15 protein-coding genes and 3 pseudogenes are annotated in these 20073 nt (G+C 43.4%); 13 read left to right on the top strand and 5 right to left on the bottom strand.

Annotated features, from left to right (window positions below; all coding sequences use genetic code 11):
* Positions 1 to 70: 70 nt before the first annotated feature.
* From skT53_RS18385 to skT53_RS03245, 6 genes and pseudogenes are all read left to right on the top strand, one after another.
* Positions 71 to 313, top strand: coding sequence for a YitT family protein (locus tag skT53_RS18385; RefSeq protein ID WP_264176010.1), 243 nt, complete (start codon positions 71 to 73; stop codon positions 311 to 313).
* A 31-nt stretch (positions 314 to 344) separates the two neighbouring features.
* A complete protein-coding gene (locus skT53_RS19085) occupies positions 345 to 434 on the top strand; it encodes a hypothetical protein (protein WP_404828950.1) in 90 nt (29 codons plus the stop codon).
* Positions 435 to 708: 274 nt separating this feature from the next.
* Positions 709 to 1356 (top strand): annotated as a pseudogene (locus skT53_RS03230) (zinc-binding dehydrogenase); the annotation flags it as partial.
* Positions 1357 to 1995: 639 nt separating this feature from the next.
* A complete protein-coding gene (locus tag skT53_RS03235; RefSeq protein WP_200759745.1) occupies positions 1996 to 2853 on the top strand; it encodes a fumarylacetoacetate hydrolase family protein in 858 nt (285 codons plus the stop codon).
* Between the two features lie 325 nt (positions 2854 to 3178).
* A complete protein-coding gene (gene rlmD, locus skT53_RS03240; protein ID WP_318978590.1) occupies positions 3179 to 4531 on the top strand; it encodes a 23S rRNA (uracil(1939)-C(5))-methyltransferase RlmD in 1353 nt (450 codons plus the stop codon).
* Between the two features lie 266 nt (positions 4532 to 4797).
* Positions 4798 to 5262, top strand: coding sequence for a putative iron-sulfur cluster-binding metallochaperone (locus skT53_RS03245; RefSeq protein WP_079913975.1), 465 nt, complete (start codon positions 4798 to 4800; stop codon positions 5260 to 5262).
* Between the two features lie 229 nt (positions 5263 to 5491).
* Here the strand turns inward: skT53_RS03245 and skT53_RS03250 are convergent, their stop codons facing one another.
* Positions 5492 to 6427: a transposase gene (locus tag skT53_RS03250; protein WP_200759747.1), complete on the bottom strand. Its 936-nt coding sequence runs from the start codon at positions 6425 to 6427 to the stop codon at positions 5492 to 5494.
* A 184-nt stretch (positions 6428 to 6611) separates the two neighbouring features.
* On the opposite strand from skT53_RS03250, the pseudogene skT53_RS03255 reads away from it, so the two are divergent.
* Together skT53_RS03255 and skT53_RS03260 are read left to right on the top strand one after the other, a co-directional pair.
* Positions 6612 to 6698 (top strand): annotated as a pseudogene (locus skT53_RS03255) (ParA family protein); the annotation flags it as partial.
* Between the two features lie 5 nt (positions 6699 to 6703).
* Positions 6704 to 7780, top strand: coding sequence for a C40 family peptidase (locus tag skT53_RS03260; protein WP_200759748.1), 1077 nt, complete (start codon positions 6704 to 6706; stop codon positions 7778 to 7780).
* 231 nt (positions 7781 to 8011) lie between these two features.
* Here the strand turns inward: skT53_RS03260 and skT53_RS03265 are convergent, their stop codons facing one another.
* From skT53_RS03265 to skT53_RS03280, 4 genes are read right to left on the bottom strand one after another with little or no spacing between them, the layout of a single operon-like run.
* Positions 8012 to 10558, bottom strand: a complete 2547-nt coding sequence (locus tag skT53_RS03265; RefSeq protein ID WP_200759749.1) for a tetratricopeptide repeat protein — start codon at positions 10556 to 10558, stop codon at positions 8012 to 8014.
* Positions 10559 to 10588: 30 nt separating this feature from the next.
* The gene (locus skT53_RS03270) at positions 10589 to 12562 is read right to left on the bottom strand and encodes a DUF3732 domain-containing protein (protein ID WP_200759750.1); all 1974 of its coding nucleotides are present in this window, start codon (positions 12560 to 12562) and stop codon (positions 10589 to 10591) included.
* A gap of 2 nt (positions 12563 to 12564) precedes the next feature.
* Positions 12565 to 13062 carry a three component ABC system middle component gene (locus skT53_RS03275; protein WP_085170976.1) on the bottom strand — a complete coding sequence of 166 codons (498 nt, stop codon included), beginning with the start codon at positions 13060 to 13062 and terminating at the stop codon, positions 12565 to 12567.
* Complete coding sequence (locus skT53_RS03280) at positions 13046 to 14290, bottom strand: ABC-three component system protein (protein WP_200759751.1); 1245 nt, start codon at positions 14288 to 14290, stop codon at positions 13046 to 13048. Before skT53_RS03280 ends, skT53_RS03275 begins: the two co-directional genes overlap by 17 nt.
* A gap of 732 nt (positions 14291 to 15022) precedes the next feature.
* On the opposite strand from skT53_RS03280, the gene skT53_RS03285 reads away from it, so the two are divergent.
* The 5 genes and pseudogenes from skT53_RS03285 to skT53_RS03305 all read left to right on the top strand — a co-directional run.
* Positions 15023 to 15169 carry a conjugal transfer protein gene (locus tag skT53_RS03285; RefSeq protein WP_200759752.1) on the top strand — a complete coding sequence of 49 codons (147 nt, stop codon included), beginning with the start codon at positions 15023 to 15025 and terminating at the stop codon, positions 15167 to 15169.
* 71 nt (positions 15170 to 15240) lie between these two features.
* Positions 15241 to 16977 carry a recombinase family protein gene (locus skT53_RS03290; RefSeq protein ID WP_226375318.1) on the top strand — a complete coding sequence of 579 codons (1737 nt, stop codon included), beginning with the start codon at positions 15241 to 15243 and terminating at the stop codon, positions 16975 to 16977.
* A 134-nt stretch (positions 16978 to 17111) separates the two neighbouring features.
* Positions 17112 to 18335, top strand: coding sequence for an IS21 family transposase (istA, locus tag skT53_RS03295; RefSeq protein WP_200759754.1), 1224 nt, complete (start codon positions 17112 to 17114; stop codon positions 18333 to 18335).
* Complete coding sequence (istB, locus tag skT53_RS03300) at positions 18332 to 19105, top strand: IS21-like element helper ATPase IstB (protein WP_200759755.1); 774 nt, start codon at positions 18332 to 18334, stop codon at positions 19103 to 19105. The genes istA and istB overlap by 4 nt, the downstream gene beginning before the upstream one ends.
* A gap of 487 nt (positions 19106 to 19592) precedes the next feature.
* Positions 19593 to 19940, top strand: a pseudogene (locus tag skT53_RS03305) (DUF1259 domain-containing protein); the annotation flags it as partial.
* Positions 19941 to 20073 lie beyond the last annotated feature (133 nt).

Below are 20073 nucleotides of genomic sequence, written 5' to 3' on the forward strand. Positions count from 1 at the left end.
CCAGTGTAGGGAATCAGGTAAAACCTGTCGAATAATTGACAATGGTTCAATGTGAAGGATCGAAATAAATATTCCTCTCCTGCTTATAGGCTTCAAGCTGCTCGGAAGCAAATTCATGATCTATACCATTATCTCCATCATTTCTTTTTCTGCGTTTCTGAATTTGATCCATATTACGAAACTGTTTACAGAAGATGTCCTTCTGTCCGCCATTTTTGGCGGTATCGTGACAGGCGTTGGCGGCGCGATCATCTTGCGGGCCGGCGGCAGTAACGGAGGAATTGGTTGTAGGCAGAATTGTCGCCAAGTATAGGAACATTCCGATTGGCAGATTTACCCTTTTGGTGAATGGATTCATTGTGATCGGTTCTGCTTACCTGTTTGAAGTACAAACGGCACTCTATACATTAATTTCAATTTATACGGGGGGCTAAAACCTATCAAGCCCTATTAAATCACGTAGACCGTATCACTGTCTTGATTGTAACAGGTGAGGGGGAGGCGGTATCGAAAGCGATTACCCGCTCCATGAACCGGGGAGTAACAAAATGGGATGCGAGCGGAAGCATTTATCACCGTATTGCCAACACAAAATGTAGTGGGGAATTTCACCCATGTGTGGTAATCTTATACTTCATATACAAAACTGGGGGATTGGAAATGAAAGCACAAGTGATTCATGAATTCGGGGATACATCCGTATTCTAATTGACAGAAGTTCCCAAACCTGAAGTGATACCTGGTCATGTTCTTATACGTGTAGCCGCATCAAGTGTCAATCCAATCGATATAAAAATCCGGCAAGGTTTCGTAAAGGGAGTAGCCCCGGATTTTCCCGCTATTCTGCACGGGGATGTTGCCGGAGTAGTAGAAGAAGTGGGAGAAGGAGTGACAACTTTCCGGCCAGGAGACGAAGTTTATGCTTGCGCCGGCGGTTTTAAGGGTACAGGGGGTGCCCGTGCCGATTATATGCTGGCAGATGCCGCGCTAGTCGCTCGTAAACCTCGTTCTCTGACAATGAGAGAGGCGGCAGCATTTCCTCTGGTCTCCATTACCGCTTGGCAGGCGCTGATCGATAGGGACAACGTCCGTCCCGGACAAAACGTGCTGATTCATGCGGCCACTGGAGGTGTAGGCCATATCGGGATCCAGCTGGCCAAATGGGCGGGAGCAACCGTTTATACTACGGGCTCTTCCAAAGATAAGCTGCAGACAGGGAAGGAACTGGGAGCGGATTTCGGAATTAAATATCGAGAAGAAACGGTGGAAGAATATGTTAAAAAATACACGAACGGAAATGGCTTTGATGTAGTCTTTGATACGGTTGGCGGAGACAATTTAGATCGTTGTTACCAAAATCAATCGAAAGCGGCATGGAAGGAAGACCCGTTCCATATGCATGCCATTGCAGAATACGATATTATCGAATTCTCGCCGACGAAATACGATCCTCGCTTCTCCTGTTGTTAACTGACCCAACGTTCTAAAAGTTGCTTGTCGCATATACTGTAACAGAGGCCAATTCCCCTCTCCCATTTCGCACAATATGGAAGATAGTTTCAACCTCTTTTCCTTTCTCACTCGGTTCGTTACAAATCACAAAGACCCCTGTTGGGGTCATTGATGAGTAATGGGCCTTTTTGCAGTTGATTGGAATACCGGTAACGATCTGGTATAACGTTTTGAAAATACTATCAGTTTATGCCAAAATACGGTATCCTTGGTATAGAGAGCTAGTCGGGAGAGGATACCAATGGCAGCCTACTATAAAAAACCTGTACTTGGGGTAGTACCAACTGGTACTACCCCTATTTATGGTCTTTGGCACCTTCATCAAATTGAAATAAGATGAAAATTGTGAGAAAATAGGAAAATCAACTTACAAGATTAGCCAAGAGACAATCAATAAACTTGCCGAGGTAAACGAGGGGATCAAACGCATTCATTTTGACCCGTCTTTTGCATCCACAAATAAAATCAGGGAGGAAACATGCGTTGAAACTGCTTACTTTTCGTTCAGGGAAAGAATTAAAAACCGGAGTAAAGACAGATAAAGGTGTATTGCCCGTTCCGTACAGCGTAGACGAACTGCTTGCGAGTGAAGATGCTCGTGGAAAATTGACTGACTTTGTAAACAGCAAAATTTCCGGGGGAGCTGACAACCTATTTTTGGATGAGGAAACTCTTGACCTGGCTCCTTGTGTGCCAAATCCGGGAAAAATCATTTGCGTCGGACTCAATTACCGCAAGCATGCGGAAGAATCAAACATGCCGATCCCCGAATATCCAATTCTCTTTAACAAGTTTAACAACAGTGTAAGCGGTCATGGGGATGCGGTTCCTCTTCCTCATACTTCTAAGCAAGTGGACTATGAGGCGGAATTGGTAATCGTGATAGGAAAAACTGCAAAACGGGTAACGAAAGAAGAAGCCTTGAATTACGTGTATGGTTACTGCGCGGGCAATGATCTGTCTGCCCGTGATTTGCAATTCCGCACCAATCAATGGTTGCTTGGCAAAAGCTGCGACGGTTTCTGTCCGTTGGGTCCCTACCTGGTGACGGCGGATGAAGTAGGCAATCCGAATGATTTGGGTATCCGCGCCTATGTCAACGGTGAGATTCGGCAGAATTCCAATACGGCGGATATGATCTTCCATTGTGACGAAATCGTCAGCTATATCTCGGAACATATGACACTGGAACCGGGCGATGTGATCCTTACGGGGACTCCTTCGGGCGTAATTATGGGTTATCCGAAGGAACAGCAGGTTTGGTTGAAAGATGGAGATGAAGTGACCATCGAAATCGATAAGCTGGGTCGTTTAACGAACCGGTTAGTCAACCAGGCATAAGGAGACCGGCGGTAGCCATGCGAAGTGGATTCTAAAGACTGACAATTCTAAAGACTGAGGGAGCTCCCGGGGAGATCAAGGTATATGATCTCCCCATCTCTTGTATGTGAACTATATGTGATGCCGTCAGCTTTCGCTTTATCATTGGGAAAAGCATGCGACTTTGGTATAGTGGAAGAAACTACAGCGGAAACGGAGCGGGTACAGCATGGTGCAAAATGTGAATAAGTCGCCGAACAAATCGCAAGCGGTCCATCAGCCGAAGAAGACAAAGCGGAAGCCACCCAGTCCCGCCAGAGCACCCTCCTCAGCCGAGGCGGTACAAGTGGGAGACCGAATTATCGTAACGATCAAACGAATTGGAATAAACGGTGAGGGAGTCGGTTACTACAGACGCAAGGCCGTTTTTATCAAGGGCGCTCTGCCTGATGAAGTCGTCAAGGCGAAAATTACGAGAGTGGAGCCCAGTTACCTGAACGCGGACATCATCGAGCTGGAGAAACGGTCCCCCAACCGCCAGAAGCCGCCCTGTCCTGTCTATGAATCCTGCGGCGGCTGCCAACTGCAGCATATGACCTATCAGGCGCAGCTGAAGGCAAAGGAAGAACTTGTACGGGAATCGTTTCAGCGGTATGCCGGTCTTCACGAACTGCCGATACGTCCGATTCTTGGGATGACTGATCCATGGGACTACCGTAACAAAGCGCAATTGCAGGTTGGACGTGAAGGTGAAAAGATTATCACCGGTCTCTATGCGGCAGGGTCGCATCGCTTGGTTGACATCAGCGGGTGTGCCGTGCAGCACCCGATCGTTAATCGCGTTGTCGATCAGGTGAAGGCGATCCTATCGGAGCTCCGGATCCCGATCTACAATGAGCGTACTCGCGAGGGGGCGGTCCGAACCGTCGTCGCCAGAGTCGGCCAAGCTTCCGGGAACGTACAGCTGACGCTTATCACAGCTACCGACCGTCTGCCTGATTCCAAGCGGCTTGTGCAGCGCATCCGTGAGACTCTCCCGATGGTCACCACTATTGCCCTGAATATCCATAAGGGCAAGTCACCGCTTGTATTCGGAGAGAAGACCGTCGTGCTATGGGGTCAGGACAGGCTGGAAGAAACGCTTGGCGACGTGCGCTTCTCCTTATCCCCACGCGCTTTTTTCCAGCTCAACCCGGAACAGACGGTGAAACTGTATAATACCGTGAGGGAGGCGGCCTCACTCAACGGCTCGGAGCTGGTCGTCGATGCTTATTGCGGTACAGGCACGATCGGCCTCTGGCTGGCGCCCCATGCCCGGGAGGTGCGGGGCATCGAGATCATCCCTGAGGCAGTGCAGGACGCTCGGGACAATGCGCGCTCGAGCGGTATCGAAAATGCACACTTTTTCGAGGGCCGCGCCGAGCAGTTGCTGCCCGAGTGGGTCGAGCGCGGCATCAGACCTGACGTAGTCGTCGTCGACCCGCCACGGACTGGTTGCGAACGCCCTCTGCTGCAAGCTCTCGTACAAGCCCGTCCGGCAAGGTTGGTGTACGTGTCATGCAACCCGGCCACCCTGGCCAAGGATTGTCAGGTGCTGCTCAAGAGCGGATTTCACCTTGACTGGGTGCAGCCGGTAGATATGTTCCCGCATACGTCTCATGTGGAGTGCGTAATAGGAATGCAACGAATCGATACGTAGAAATCCTTTATTTTCAACACTTTGCGCGTTTTATGACTTTCACGGCAGACGGCAGTGATTTCAAAAATAAGGTATTGAAAGATAAAATTGGGGTTTCCGTTGTTTTGGACATGGATTTGGACGTCGTGTGTGTAGACATGTTGAATTCTTTTGTTTGAGATCACTACACTGCCAATTAGGAATTAGACCAAATGACAGGCAATTAGCGAAATGGACGTCCGAGGAAGTAAGAAATATCAATTCATTTACTTTTGGAGTGATTTCTAATGGATTGTTGTGCACCGTCTAATTTAATTGAAGCTGTAAGAACGGAGTGTCCTTCCTGCGGCGAAAAGGGCAAGAATGTGCAACTCATTACGCTAAAGTCCCTGCTTCGAGCGTCGCCATTAGAAACCATTGAACCGGAGAACTCTTACCTCTTTTGCTCTAATCCTGCTTGCTCTATTGTCTACTTCAGCAGGAACCATTCGCAAACGTTTGTGGAGAACGACCTGAAGGTGCCAGTATACCAAAAAAACCAGAGTGTAGATGTTCCCGTGTGTTACTGCTTTGAATGGACGAGAGAGCGGCTTCTTCAAACCGTTAATACCAATCAAAAACCTGCTAGCCAAATTAAAGCTCATGTTCAGGCGGGGCGATGTGGGTGTGAGGTAAACAACCCCCAAGGGGCTTGTTGCTTAGGTAATGTGAACGATTTTATACGGGGTTTCAAAGAGATTAAAAAACCTTGATGATTACATTGCGGTATGAACTAACTAGCAAGAACCTATAATCATATTTGATTAACAGAGAAGCATTTAAAAAGTTAGTGACTTACCGAAAAATTCATTAAAGCGTCGATATAGATGCCTTATACTTGAATGTCCAAGAGGACGCCCTTGCGGTGTTCTCTTTTTATATAGAGCTTGTTGAATAATTAATTGGCACGTTTCATTCGATATTTTTCCTGATTCGAGTTTATTATCGGTTCCAAGGAGCTTTCGCACTGGTTGTTCCGGTAGACTTGTCTACCAGCCGATCACAAAGGTAAGCAAAAAGCACCCACATGACATGCCGTCGATACCGCTTTTGTCCAAATAGTCGTGGGTTTTCGAGGTGATATTGTACCTCTAGGGTCGAAAAGAACCTTTCTGCTGCCGATCTCTTGCGCAACATCCGTTTGCCAAGCCCAGTCTTCACATATCGGATATTTTGTTGTCGATATGGATCTTTGATATTCTCCAGTGACTTCGCTCTTCGGGGGTTCACCTCTGTCGCCAGATGAACACCCGTTTCATTGGCAGCCTGGAACAAACGTTTGTCGTCGTATGCTCCATCGGCCAAAATCATGAAGATATCGAGTTGCACAACTTTTTTAAGTAGGTGCGGGAGTTGATTGTCGTAGACATTGGCAGTGGTTAGATCCCATGCCAACGGAATCCTGTCTTCCGAAATAATGGCATGGAGTTTGTAGCCAATGTACCAACCTAATCGGGTTCCCTTCCCTTTACGAGCTTCTGAATCAAAGCGGGAAGCACGCAAAGAGGTACTGTCCCAAAAACAGATACGGGTTTTTGGTTGCAAGACAATCAGAGCAACTTGATAAATGTCTTCATATAGGGTGTCTTCCAGTTCTTGTGCCCGAATACACAGTGTGGAGTAGTCAGGCACAGATGTCAATCCAATTAGAGCCTGGGCAATTGGATCATGTTGCAAACGCCATTCAAGTTCTCGGAAACCATGAATTCGCTGAAACGCTTGATAAACAAAACATTTTAGGATTTGTACATCCGAATAAAGCTTGGGACGACCCCTTCGGGGGCTGACTTCCTCCTGAAATTGTTCGAGCAAATGATCAATTCGGGAAAATAACTGTAACAAAGGATTTTCTTTGGTGATGTTCAGTGCTAGAATCAAACTAGATCCGCCTTTCTTGGTGATGTTTGGTCGCACTTACATCTTACCAACAAATGGCGGATTTTTGTTGTTCATTTCAAGACAAGGATTTATTCAACAAGCTCTATATAGATATTTTTCAAAAAGCCGGTTGCCCTGAAATATTCAGCGCAACCGGCTTTTTGCGTGAAAGGAGAAATGTCGGATGACCAAAGTGATTGCCCTCGCCAATCAGAAAGGCGGCGTGGGCAAGACCACAACGGCGGTCAATTTGGGAATCGGTTTGGTTCGGTAATTGTGGTTCTATGCATTGTTATGGCGGTAGCCGCTGTCATTTCCTCTCCGTTCGGTATCTTTGTGTCCGGTGAAAATACGGATGCCGATGTCAAGCCGCTTTCCCAAATCGTTCAAGAGTTGGACGCTGAATTTGCCGCCAGACTGGTAGAGATACAGCAATCCGCTGGCAATGTAGACCGGGTGGAATATCATTATCCCGGTAGCGCGGACAATACGCGAATCGATAACTGGATGGACATTATTTCCGTCTTTGCCGTGAAGACCGTCACGGATGTGGAAAACGGAATGGATGTGGCCACGCTTGATGCAACAAGAATCGGTATCATCCGATCGGTGTTTTGGGATATGAATTCGCTGGAAACTCGTGTTGAGACGATAGAACATAAGGAAACGGTTACGGTTGAACAGGAGGACGGGAGCACCAGCGAAGAGACGATTACCCGATATGAGCGCATTTTGCATATTACCGTCATTAGCCAAACTGCGGAGCAACAGGCAGATATATACCGCTTTACAAATGAACAGATGGAATTAATGAAGGAAATGCTGTCCGAGGAGTTTCGCCCGCTTATGTTTGCGATACTTGGTAAAGATGCGGATATTGGTTTGACGCCGGAGCAGCTTGATTTGGTTCAACAGCAGTTGCCCGAAGGCGAACTGGGCAGTGAAGCCGTTAAGTTGGCGCTGACTCGTCTAGGCGATCCGTACAGCCAACCGAAGGCCGGTCAGGACCACTTTACGGATTGCAGCTATCTCGTCCAATGGGTTTATCGACAGCTAGGCATCAGCTTGCCGCGAACCGCAGCGGAACAGGCCAAATTTTGCGTGGAAAATGGACTGACCGTAAGCGCGGCGGATTTGGTTCCTGGCGATCTCGTGTTTTGGAGCTACGAGAGTAATGGCAGATTTATGAATATTACTCACGTTGGGATTTATGCTGGTGATGGTAAAGTAGTGGACGCTTCCTCAAGTCGCGGGCAGGTGGTGTATCGGGACTTGTTTGATTCGGATAAGCAAGTGTTGTTTGGCAGACCTGAAATTTTGGACATTGAGGCTGCCTTCGATACCTTCAATTAGTGGTAACGAGAGAGTGAAAAGACACAAAACATTAGGTTGAGAGATTCAACTCGATTGTTTGAACAATCAAGAATATATTCTGGGCGAAGAGGGATTATAATTGAACACAAATAAATTTCAATAGTAGACAACACGACAAAGAGTAAATTAAATTTTCCATTGTTGTTGAAACAAACAGGCATTCCCTGAGGATTGCCTGTTTGTAGCAATTTATGTTATTGCTCGGTCTTTTTATTGCCCCCTCTGAATAGGACGAGTAGGAAGAGATTCATATAATTTCACATATGTCATTCCCGCTTCATCTAACAGTTTATTTAATGTAGCTGTGTAAGTGGCACTGTCACTTGTTGTATAAGCATCAAACACTAAAGATGAAATGCGATGGGCTAATGAAGAAATTTCTGACGGTGTCCAAATATGCATTTGTTCTCCAGGACTCGCTGTTGGGTGAGCCGGTATTATGGGACCGACAATCATTAATTTAATATTTCGGGCAGAGTTCGGGAATTCTTCTTTATACCATTCACTATGATTTAGAGCTTGACCAACATCTCTTTTTGAGTAAAAAGAAGTATCTTTCTTCTCCTCTTTACTTTCAATTAATATATCAACCTCTGGGGAAGTCCAAAATATATCAGGGCCACGTCCCCCTGTTTCTGAATCAGGTCTGTTTGATGCAAAGCCCAAATATCTCCCCAACCATGATAAAGCTTCTTCGTATTGATTAGTCGTATTTTTTTCAGTGAAAAGAGGAGAGAGACGATCCTGCATTTCACTAAAAGAACCGTAATTGAAGTCACCGCGCGCACTGAGAACACTCGCGATTCTTTCTCCTTGCGAATCGCCAAATATTACGGGAGGGGCGTAAGTAGTGACTGATTCAGGATTAATTCGGCCCAGGACTCGATAAGCATTAGAAGACCTATTAAAATATCTCTCGGCTGCGGAGGTATTGCCACCTAATAAGTAAGCATAACCTATCCAGTGTGCATGCCAAGCCGCAAGTGCTTTGTCTTGATTAAAAATAGAATCTAAATGTTGTTCCAAGGCGCGTGCTGCTTGTTGATATTCACGATCCCATAAATGTTCTATAAATTTTCGTTCAGCAAATGCAACTTGTATACTGTGTTCTTCAAGTTCTCTCACAGAATCTTCTGATGCCTTTTCGTTTGCAACAGAATGAGGTTGTATTCTTGCTCTGTGTACAGAAGTCCATCCGGGATCACGTGGTACGGCTACAACGGACATAACTAATTTGTGCAAACTCTGGAAGTCGGAGATACTCTTTGTGAGTTGCTCGCCCAGTTCTAATTGAGCACGTGTATATGGAGGTATCACTTTGCGATTGCTTCCTCTTGTGATCCAATCGCCTATGTCATCTCCAAGTAGAAAAACGACACCAAAATCATCATTTCCTCTTGAAATCCTACCCATTGCTTGAATTAACCTAGAAGCAACTGTTCCTTGAAGAAATTTGTTTTCCCCCAAATTGTTCCATAAGAACTTTTCCATATTACCAGTACCAGAAGGGAGGCCATCAATAACGAGAAATCTACATGTGTCTCCAGGGAAATCCATTCCTTCAAATCTAGCAGGGGCAACTAATATACCTGTTTGTGCATTTTTGAATTCTTCCACTTTCAACGTAAAATCATCTGACGAAAAAGTCATTTCATGCTCACGCCAACGTTTAGCCCTGGGCTCGCTTTTAGGAATAATAAGTATCTTGATGTATTGTGATAAGAAAATGATGTAATCAAACATCCCATTTTTCAGTCCAGGATTAACATATGGAGTCACTATAAGACGCTCAGATTCTCCTGCACTTGTTTTAGGCTCGATATACGCATCAGGCAAGAAGCCAAAAGTACGAACAAATTCAGGTTTGTTTTGCATAGTAGCGGATAAGAACACTTTAGTTACTGATGAAGACATAAAAGGTAAAGTATTAACTGGTGGTAAGAAAGGCGATATCTCAATTCCATCTGAACTTAGAAATGCTACACATAGATCTAAATTATTTCGTAAGTGTTCCCAAGCAAACATAGAGATCCTGTTAGTTGTAACACCCTCATTTGTAAGTGACTCAATAACGCGACTTACTACTTGCCTCCAAACAAAAAGAGGAATAAAAAGAACACTTGGGTCATCTTTAAAAGTAACTACTTGATCGAATTCAGGTCCCCGGTGAATGGACTCAAAATATTGTCTGACTTGTCCAACCAACGTGGAGTAGGTTGTAGGGAATTCTGATTCAGGAAGATGAAGAGTGAAATTTTCCCTAACAATGTGGGAGGCAACATGGGCATCATCAAAAATTATCCCTTCAATATCTGTCCTAAAACGAGTGTTCTTCCCATTAAATAAGGTTTGATAGTTGGTTAAACATTGAATTTCGCCAGTATTAAATTCAAGCTCATTGACCATATTTCTATTAAAATATGTGGCTACGGATAGTCCCAGTCTTTCTGCAGCCTGAGCCGTTTGAACAATAAGTTGATTTGATCCACACAGGTAAAAAACTCTATCTAAAGAACGATTAGTAATTGATTGCCCTTCTAAAAGTCCAATTACCGTTTTTCCGCCTCCAGTATTAAGAATTACAACAACATGCTTTTTTCCTTGATCTAATACATGATGTATTTCCTCAAGTGCTAAGTACTGCCCTCGCCAGAGGTCATTAACCTTTCCTTTTGGTAAGTTATCATATATTTTTATCGGGTGTTGTTCCCTAGGACCAGTTGTTTTGTTAAAAAATTGGCTAAAGTCAAAAGACATATCTCCACCCCGTTCTGTTACAAGGTTTTTTTATTTAATCCATTCTTCAGGAATGAGTTTATTATTGTCGCCGCGCCATTCGCAAACTTCATTAACGTTATGAATGTCGCCCCAAATACTACTGTCAGCATGTTCTAATACGATAATTTGGAATTTTGATTGAGATATTTTTAATGCTTCTGACATTGTTTCAAAGATTTTTTTGACTGCAATCCTATCCTCGTCATTTTCAAGCTTTGGATCTAATTCTTGTTCATTTTGTCTGGCTGCTATTTTTTTAGGAAAATATACTTGGCTAGGTTGGTCATAAACAATAAATCCCGGTACTGGTGAATGACTTTGTTGATTGAAAAATAATTGGAATGCGAGTGTCACTGAGATGTGATAAGCAAGCCAATTCGAACCGCTGCCTATTTCCCAAAGGTAATCGTCACGCCCATCTTGTCCACTGACAACAACAGTTAAATTTTGATAATCAATCCGAATGGGATCATTTGGGCGTTCTGAATCTAGCAACGGCAAGAGTCTTATAGCATAGCCCCCAATTTTATTTATTGCTGAATTGACCCTTTGTATTACTGCACTTTCATTTACCTGTGCCCTTAAGTTTGATAGTGTATTATTGATAGTTTCTATCTCATGAATTAATTCACTATCTGTACCTAATGATTTAAATGTTTCGTTTGCATATTGAACTTGGCCTATAAATCTGGAGATATTTTCAACAGTATATTTTTCATGCTCGGCAGAATTTCTTATTTGACTTTGCAATTTGATTCTTTTTTGTACAGCCGTAATCTGCTCAGATAGTATACTGATTTCTGATTTAACATTATCAAATTCACGCTCGAACGCTGCTGGGATTTTATTTGTAAATCCCGTTTCATCTTCAAGTTTAATTAAATTGGTGTAAAATTTATCAATTTGTTCTTTTGGATGATTCTTAGTTCCGAATATCGGACAGGTTTCATTGTCTTCTGTCAGGCTTTTTAACCATTTAGATATATTTAAGCGTTCAATTTGAATGGTCAAAGATTCCCGATATCCGTCTAGACTATTCATCAATTGACGCATTTCTGTATAACGATTTTTTAAGGATGAGAGCTTTAGAGAGAGCTCGCTTTCTTCCTTTCTTAATGCGACAATTTCTTGAGAGGAAGCTTCAATATTGTTATTAAGAATGCTCGAATCCGATGCTCGTTTCTCTGATATTAATGTCAGCATCTCAATTTGTTCCTCAAACGAAAGGTCATTCAATGCATCCAATTTAATAAGGCCAAACTCTTGTGCTATAGCAAGCCAGCCATTTACTTCGGTTTTCCATTTCTCGGATACCTCTTTGAGCTTTAATAATTCTTTTTCTTTGCGCTTAAGTACTCTAGTTAGATTATTAATTTCTTGTCGTTTTGCAAGAATATCAGGGGTAACTGCACCAAGTATATATGGGAATATATTTATAAGCTTTGTTCTATGTTCTGTAGTATCCGCTTTATAAAACAATGTGTTTGCATTTGCTACAATATTCTGAGGTTGAAAGCAGAATGCCATTAAATCTCTAAAAGATGGTCTACCTAGGTAGTTGCTTGAATTCTCATCGTCGATGTCTAAGAAAGTTAAAGATGACAATTCATCTAAAAACTTTTTTACTGAATCTCTATTCGTATTTTTTATAGGGATATCAGGGATTTCTACTTCAATGCCGGATGCGATGTACATATTATCAGTAGACTTCTGCAGCCCAGGTTCTTGTCTTGCTAGAAGGACTTGTTTTTGATTGACTTCAATGACGATTCCAAACCAACTACAAGCATTTCTGATTGTTTTAACGGGTATGTAACAAGAATCCGAGGCTAAGCAATAATCAATGATCGGAATAATTGCGGATTTCCCAGTTCGAGATGCACCAGTTATTATATTTACAGAATTAGTCTTAAACTCAATCTCTTTTGGTTTGAATTGAGGTTCTTTTGACCAGAGGATAAGTTTTTTTATTTGGAAATCCATTGTTAAAACCTCACTTTTAGTATTTGAGATATTTCATGAAGAGTCAGTTGGGAACACCAAAATCCCAACTTTTCTGAAGCCTTTCCAAGTTTAACTATAGATTTAGGTTCTTGTTTTCGTTCAGTTGTTGTAAAAGGAAAAGCTAGGGCTTCCTCATAATCTAATGCGATGAGGGAAGAGTAGAGAGCTATTTGGATCGACCGAAGTGATAGTTCTTTCATGTTTGATGCACTTATATGAATATTGGATACAAGATCATTTTTAAGCACTTTTGTTGAAAGAAATTTATTAGCAAATGTTCGTAGGCCCGAGGGCTTGTTAGTGGAAGACAACAATTCAGAAATATCTTCACGAAATATTACTGGTAAAACAATAAATAATAGAGGGAATGGGACTAAGGATTTATTGTTACTATAATAGCCTCTTACAAAGTTCCATATAATAAATGCACCGAATGCAGGGTTCTGAACGTTTTGAATTTCCTTATTTAAGTTGGACACTTAATCCACTCCCTGGCATGAAAATATCTTTATAATTTGGATGCCAGCCAATTTCCACATCATCAGATAAGGCGTGATAACATCCGGCAGTAAAAAAGTCTGGCACATAAAGATGATCAATATTAACTGGATCATTCTTACATTCAAGATACAATAGCTTCCCCAATTCTTCAGGTGAAAGGTTCAGATGCTTATTTTGAAGAGAGAGAATCTTTCTTTTAGTATCCCATTTTTTTACTAGTGTTTCTTGATAGCTTGTCAGATTTCCATCACTGATGTCCCCGCGCTTAGCCCAAATTGTTCGGTTAGTAGAGGCCCGGAGATAGTCATTTATGGCTTCGATTTTTTCCGTATAGTCGCATTCCACAACGTCTAATTGTTCTACATATCTTCTTAATGCATTCATCTCTTCCTGAACTTCTTGTTCGGTCGGTCTTGGAGCTAATTCTTTTAGACTTTGTTTTTGGTTATATTCACGTCTGATCGCAATAAGTTCTGTTCTGTATTCTTGATACGATATGCACATCGGTTGTTTATTTTCAACTAATTCCGATAATCTTTTATCAATCCATCCCAACATGTACGTAAATAAAATGTCTCCTAAATCTTCTTCTAGCATAGCCCTTTCACAGAATGTTTCGTAAAGAAGAGCTGTATGGTTTGTTTGTATAGTTTTCAAACAAAATTTTTGAATGATTTGACTTGCAAATAACTTATTCTCAGGTTTAAAAAAACTTCTTATATACAGTGCATACTCGTCAGAAAATTCTTTTTCTTCCCCTGTATCTTTATAAAACTCTTGTTTTGCAGATTCCCAAGCTGCTTGTGCTTTCTCTAATGTATCTGCATCTTGAAAGGAACTCGCAATTGATCCTTCTCTATCTGCTGTTACAAAGAGGATGAATTTTGTGTTGTGAACATCAAGTTCATGATTTGTTACAGATAATAACCAATTATAAAGGGTTTTCCATAGATCTTTCGCGCGATTCGAAATGGGATTGTTGTTTGAAAGAACACTTTTTAGCTGTATTGCGTCTACAGTTCCATCAGATTTTTCAACAGCCACATCTTCAAGAACCTCTACACTTACTATATCGTTAGATGAACAACTCTGAAGTTCGTATAATGCGTGTCGTACTTGTAACGAATAGGCGTAGACTTTATCGGGAACATGTGTGTTAGCTAATTTAACTTCTTCTTTTAGTGTATCTCTTTTAGTTTTGCCCACTGACTTCAACTCCTGCTTCTAAAGATAAAAGAGCTATCAGCAGCAAGGTTAGCTAGTTTAGTCATGTTAATATAATTCTGAAGTACCTTGCGTTTACGCATCAATATTATGGTAGCATTAAACTCTTGTATCCTCAACCAACCTCTTCATTCACTACCTATTACCTCCATCGCAGTTTTGGCGGCTTTTTTGCATCCATTCTGGGAGGAGCGATCCATAAGCCATCGGCAACAGCAACTCGCAAGGTCCGATTTTGCATCAAAAATGAAATGAATAATAGAGGGACATGTTCCGTTCCTCTCAGTGAACTTTGACAACCGAATACAATCTTATCCGGTACGTTCCCCGCATGGCCTAGAAGGATAGCCAAATTGCAGGCGCGCCACGACCATTTTGCCGGTTCTTGTTTTTGCATGTCTTGTTAGCGGAACCGTCAGAAAGCGAGCGATTTTGCCCATGCAATCCATAAATGGTGGTTCCATTTAAGGCGAAGACCCATGCGGAGGGATAATGATACTTCCGTCCAGCCACAGTTCAGCGCAATGGGGGCGGCTTGCAGCGATCCTGGGAGAGGTTTGAAGCCTATGAGGACGGCTAACCACTGTCCGCCGGATAGGGTTAATGGAAGAGAAGCAACCAAAACAGAGTCGGAAACAGAGATGCGCACACGCGGTAATGTTTGCCGCGCATCTCAGTTTTTTAGCTTTTTTATGGATTATTGGGAGGTTTTTTATGAACCATAAACTCATCCGGTACAGTATGCAAATCGCTATGATAAAACAATTGCTGGCATTATCTTTGATTACCGAAAGCGAATTTCATTTGATAAAGAACAAAACGATGCGGGATTACGGCATCATTTCGGACCTTACTTCTTGATTCGCACATTTGTCGGTCCGCCCATCTCTTATTAAACTGATGGCAAGTAAATAAGAATGGAGGACAATACCGTGGCTCTCGAAGTAGAAGTAATTAAAGCAAGTAGGAAAATATCCGATCGCAACGCCGGAAAGTTATCGGATGTTCTTCGCGTCGCCCCTTATGCCCGCGTAAGTACCGACACCGAGGAGCAATTGAGCAGCTACAAGTCGCAAGTCGCCTATTACACTGATCTCGTTAGCAAACGAAGCGACTGGGTGCTGGTTGATATTTATGCAGATGAAGCTATAACCGGTACTCAGGTAACGAAGCGCGAGGATTTTCAGCGCATGATTAACGATTGTATGGATGGGAAAATTGATATGATCATTACGAAGTCTATCTCCAGGTTTGCAAGAAATACGCTGGACACGTTGAAATACGTCCGAATGTTGAAGGAAAAGAACATCGCTGTATTTTTTGAAGATGAGAATATCAATACACTGACGATGGACGGCGAATTGTTGCTCGTCATTCTAAGCTCCGTAGCGCAGCAGGAAGTGGAGAACATCTCTGCCAACGTAAAAAAAGGTTTGAAAATGAAAATGAAGCGCGGCGAACTGGTGGGTTTCCAAAATTGTTTGGGATATGATTACGATGTGAATACGAAACAGATCACAGTTAATCAAGAAGAAGCCGAAATCGTCCGCTATATTTTTGAACGATATACATCGGGGATCGGCGCTTACGTTATTGCCAAGGAACTGACTGAGGCGGGACATAAGACCAAGTACGGAAGAGTCGAATGGCAGGACACAACCGTTCTTGGTATCATAAAGAATGAGAAGTACAAAGGCGATTTGCTGCAAGGAAAGACTTTTACCGTCGATCCCATTTCCAAGAGAAGACTGGACAATTACGGCGAGGAAGATCAGTTTTATGTCAAAAATCATCATGAGCCGATTGTCAGTGAGGAAGTATTTGAGAAGGCGCAGGATATATTGCATCGAAGAGGCGAGAATCGCCGCCGCGGCGCAAAAGGCAAGCGGGACAAGTACAGTAGAAAATTTGCTTTCAGCAGCAAGTTGGAATGTGCTTTCTGCGGAAGCAATCTCTCGCGGCGGAACTGGCACAGCGGAACCCCGCATGAGAAGGTGATTTGGCAGTGCGTAACGGCTACGAAAAAAGGGAAGAAATACTGCTCTCACAGTAAAGCCTTGGAGGAAAAGCTGATTGAGGGTGCTTTTGTCGAATCGTACAAATTGGTGTGCCGCAATAATTCGGACGTACTGGACGAGCTTATGAAAAGAATGGAATCAGTGTTTAGTGACCAGAATAATCAAAAGCGACTGAACAAAATTAACAGCGACATTCAGGCCACGGAGCAAAAACGTTGCAGGCTGATTGATTTGTGCCTGGATGAGAAAATAGACAGGGCTACTTACGAACAGAAGTATGAGGAACTTGATACTTCGCTTACTAAATTGCTCGAAGAAAAGGAACAGCTGGAGCAATCCGCACAAGATGAAATTGATTTGGGAAAGCGGCTTGAACATTTCCGCAAAGTGCTTCAAACAAATGAGGTTCTGACCACATTCGACCGGAACGTATTCGAAAGCATCGTTGATAAAGTGATTATTGGGGAGAATTCTAATCAGGAAAGTCCCGAGCCGTACAAACTGACCTTCGTCTATAAGACCGGTTTTCATAACAGCATCCAAAGCAAGATGCATAAGCAAAAAAAGTCCTTGCGAAGTGAAAGGGGGAGAGTGCCTTCCTATTCCGAGAACAACACATGTGGAGTGCGTATCGTCAATGGTTTTGGATAAATCTAGGGGGTAGTTGGTGTAGATGTTAACGCCGGACTATAATTGACCCAGGATCGCCGGATAAGAATTGACCCACTCCCTGACGAATATCTCCTTTCGAGAAGTCTGCCAAGACGTCGAAGGGAGAGAGATTCATGCTAAGGAGTGGGACAATGATATCATTGCACGAACTAAAGGCAGAAGGCAAGAGCATTCGTGAGATTGCAAGAATTTCCGGTCACTCACGAAACACCGTTCGGCGGTACCTGAGGTCAGACGGCATCCCCGAAGCGAAACCTCGTCCGTCACGACCTTCCAAACTCGATCCATTTAAGCCACAGTTGCAGGATCTCATAAGACAAGGAATTTTTAACTGTGAAGTACTTCTGAGATTGTTGCAAGATCAAGGGTATCAAGGTGGACGTACCATCCTCAAAAACTATGTGAAGGACTTTCGTCCTCCACGACAGGCCCCGGCGATCCAAAGATATGAAACAAAGCCTGGCGAGCATGCACAAGTGGATTGGGGGATCTGCGAATACATAGATCTCGACGGTCACGTACGAAAAGTTCCGGTGTTTGTGATGGTTCTGGGTTATTCCCGAGCGATGTATGTCGAGTTTACCAAGCGCTGCGATATCCACAGTTTTCTTCGATGCCTCATCCATGCCTTTAAATATTTTGGAGGTATCCCCAAGATTATGCTGACTGACCAGATGAAGACGGTCATTCTCGGCATGGAGGATGACCGGAAACCACGGTGGCACCCATTGTTTGCGGATTTTGCAGCTGCCATTGGGTTAATTCCTAAAGTCTGTCGTGTCAGACGTCCTCAGACCAAGGGCAAGGTCGAGCGTGGGATCCGATTTGTGAAGGAAAACTTCATTCCCGGACGACGGTTTGTTGACTTAGGGGATTTAAACCAGCAAGCCATTCACTGGTGTGACGAGAAAAACCAACGGATTCATGGAACCACGGGAGAACGCCCGTGTGACCGCCTGCTACAAGAGGGATTACAACCCCTTCCTGACAAGGAACGATGGATGAAGTACCTGCAAGAACCCCGCCGTGTCAGCCGGGATGGTTTTGTCAGTTATGATGGGGTTCGTTATGGAGTTCCTTGGCGCTACAGCGGCCGAGACGTTACCGTACGAGAAATTCATGGTAGGGTTGAGATCTTGCTGGATGGAAGCCCAATTGCAATCCACGAAAAGGTCCACCGCTCAAGAGCCGTTGTTCCCTTACCCGGTCAATATACGGGATTGGTGGCAGCAAGTGGACATGCTCATCCACGCCCCCAAGCCAGACAAATTCCGTCCTATGATGTCGAAGTGCGTTCTCTCGACTACTATGAACAGTTGGCGGAGGTGGGAGTATGATCGAGCTGGAACAGGCGCGAATGAGACTTGAAGAACTAGGACTTGGGCAAGCAGCCCTTCTTCTGGATGCACAGTTGGAGGCTGCCAGCCACAGCCAAAGCACCTACTTGTCATTTCTAAACAGCTTGCTGGATGCAGAGTTATTTGAAAGGCAACGACGGAACCTCGAAGTCCGTACGAAACTCGCTCATTTACCTTACCGCAAAACACTTGAAGAGTTTGATTGTGCTTTCCAGCCGAGTATTGATGAACGCCTGATCCGAGAGCTGGCCACCATGACATTTGTAAACCGAAATGAGAATGTGTTGTTCTTAGGTCCACCGGGTGTAGGGAAAAGTCACTTGTCAGTTGCGTTGGCTGTGGAAGTCATACGCCTTGGCGTATCTGTTTATTTTGTAAGCTTGGCGTACATGATGGAAGATTTACGAAAGGCCTACGAAGAAAACCGCTTAGAGAAACGGTTACGAGTGTATGTACGGCCCAAGATCCTTGTAGTGGATGAAGTAGGCTATCTACCTTTGGACCCTGTAGCTGCGAATCTCTTTTTCCAGGTGGTGAGTGCACGTTATGAGCGAGGAAGTATCTTGATGACGAGCAATAAAAGCTTTGGAGAATGGGGAGAACTTGTTGGGGACTCGGTGTTGGCAACGGCGATTCTCGACCGTCTCCTCCACCACTCCCATGTCATTAACATCCGTGGAAACAGCTACCGCTTGCGAGAAAAGATGAGAACAGGTGTATACGGCACACCAAACCAAGGAACAAATTAAACGCCGGGCTGGGTCAATTCTAAACCGGCTAAGATGGGTCATTTATATTCCGGCCTTGACAGTAGAGATCGGGGATTGTTCTGGTCTCTTCTTTATTTCTCTAAGGCAGAGTATCCGCAAAGTCGTACTTTCTCCCTGACCTGACATTCCTAATAAGGCAATCGTGATGGAATCAGCGACAATCGATGTCGTAATATTTGAAAATAAGTACCATTCAGTTGCCTTAGGGTGTTTCTTGGCAATACAGTTCATGCCAAGAAAAATATCAAAGCGCTTCACCTTCCCATACTTATAAAATTCACAGTAATCACAAATACATATTCTAACCCAAAAGGGGAAACTACTTGGTATGAATTGAAAGGAGTTGGAATGGATGAAGAAAATTTCTATTATTTTGGCTTTGTGTATTGGATTGTCCTCAGGTGTTGGGTTGGCGAATGCCTAGGCATCGGCAAAAAATGCTTGTCAATATCTTCAGACGGTATTTCATGTAACTGTCAAAGATGAAAATGGGATTTGCAAAATTGAAATTCCACGGAAATTATCTGTCACTCATAAAGGGATGAAATTATCTCCTGAAATGATGGAACTTGCTTTTATGGCAAACTTTGAAAAGGTCGGTAATCAAACAATAGTCATGGGGGAATTCGCGTTACTTGAGGACGAAGTAAATCCAGTCATATCCGAATTACGTAAAGGAAAAATTGAGGTTTCAACTTTGCACAACCATATGCTCGGCGAAAATCCGCGCATCCATTATGTCCATTTTCAAGGAACCGGAAAATTGGATCAACTCGCACAAACAGTCGAAACGGCAATTAAGACAACAAAATAATAAAATAATCTTTAGTCCGATGGTTTTGTTTCAGAACTGGTTTCCTCTGGTGGACGCAACTTGTTAAAAAAGCCCAAAAAGAGAAATGGTATTGAAAATTTGCAAGACAGCACCGCCTATAAAAGGGAAAATC

This window comes from Effusibacillus dendaii (assembly GCF_015097055.1).
In the GTDB taxonomy this organism is placed as follows: Bacteria; Bacillota; Bacilli; order Tumebacillales; family Effusibacillaceae; genus Effusibacillus; species Effusibacillus dendaii.

Coding starts and splice junctions, on each gene's coding strand:
- skT53_RS03270 (WP_200759750.1), bottom strand. CDS start 12,562: ATGGATTTCCAAATAAAAAAACTTATCCTCTGGTCAAAAGAACCTCAA.
- istA (WP_200759754.1), top strand. CDS start 17,112: ATGCTAAGGAGTGGGACAATGATATCATTGCACGAACTAAAGGCAGAA.
- skT53_RS03245 (WP_079913975.1), top strand. CDS start 4,798: ATGGATTGTTGTGCACCGTCTAATTTAATTGAAGCTGTAAGAACGGAG.
- skT53_RS03285 (WP_200759752.1), top strand. CDS start 15,023: ATGAACCATAAACTCATCCGGTACAGTATGCAAATCGCTATGATAAAA.
- skT53_RS03265 (WP_200759749.1), bottom strand. CDS start 10,558: ATGTCTTTTGACTTTAGCCAATTTTTTAACAAAACAACTGGTCCTAGG.
- istB (WP_200759755.1), top strand. CDS start 18,332: ATGATCGAGCTGGAACAGGCGCGAATGAGACTTGAAGAACTAGGACTT.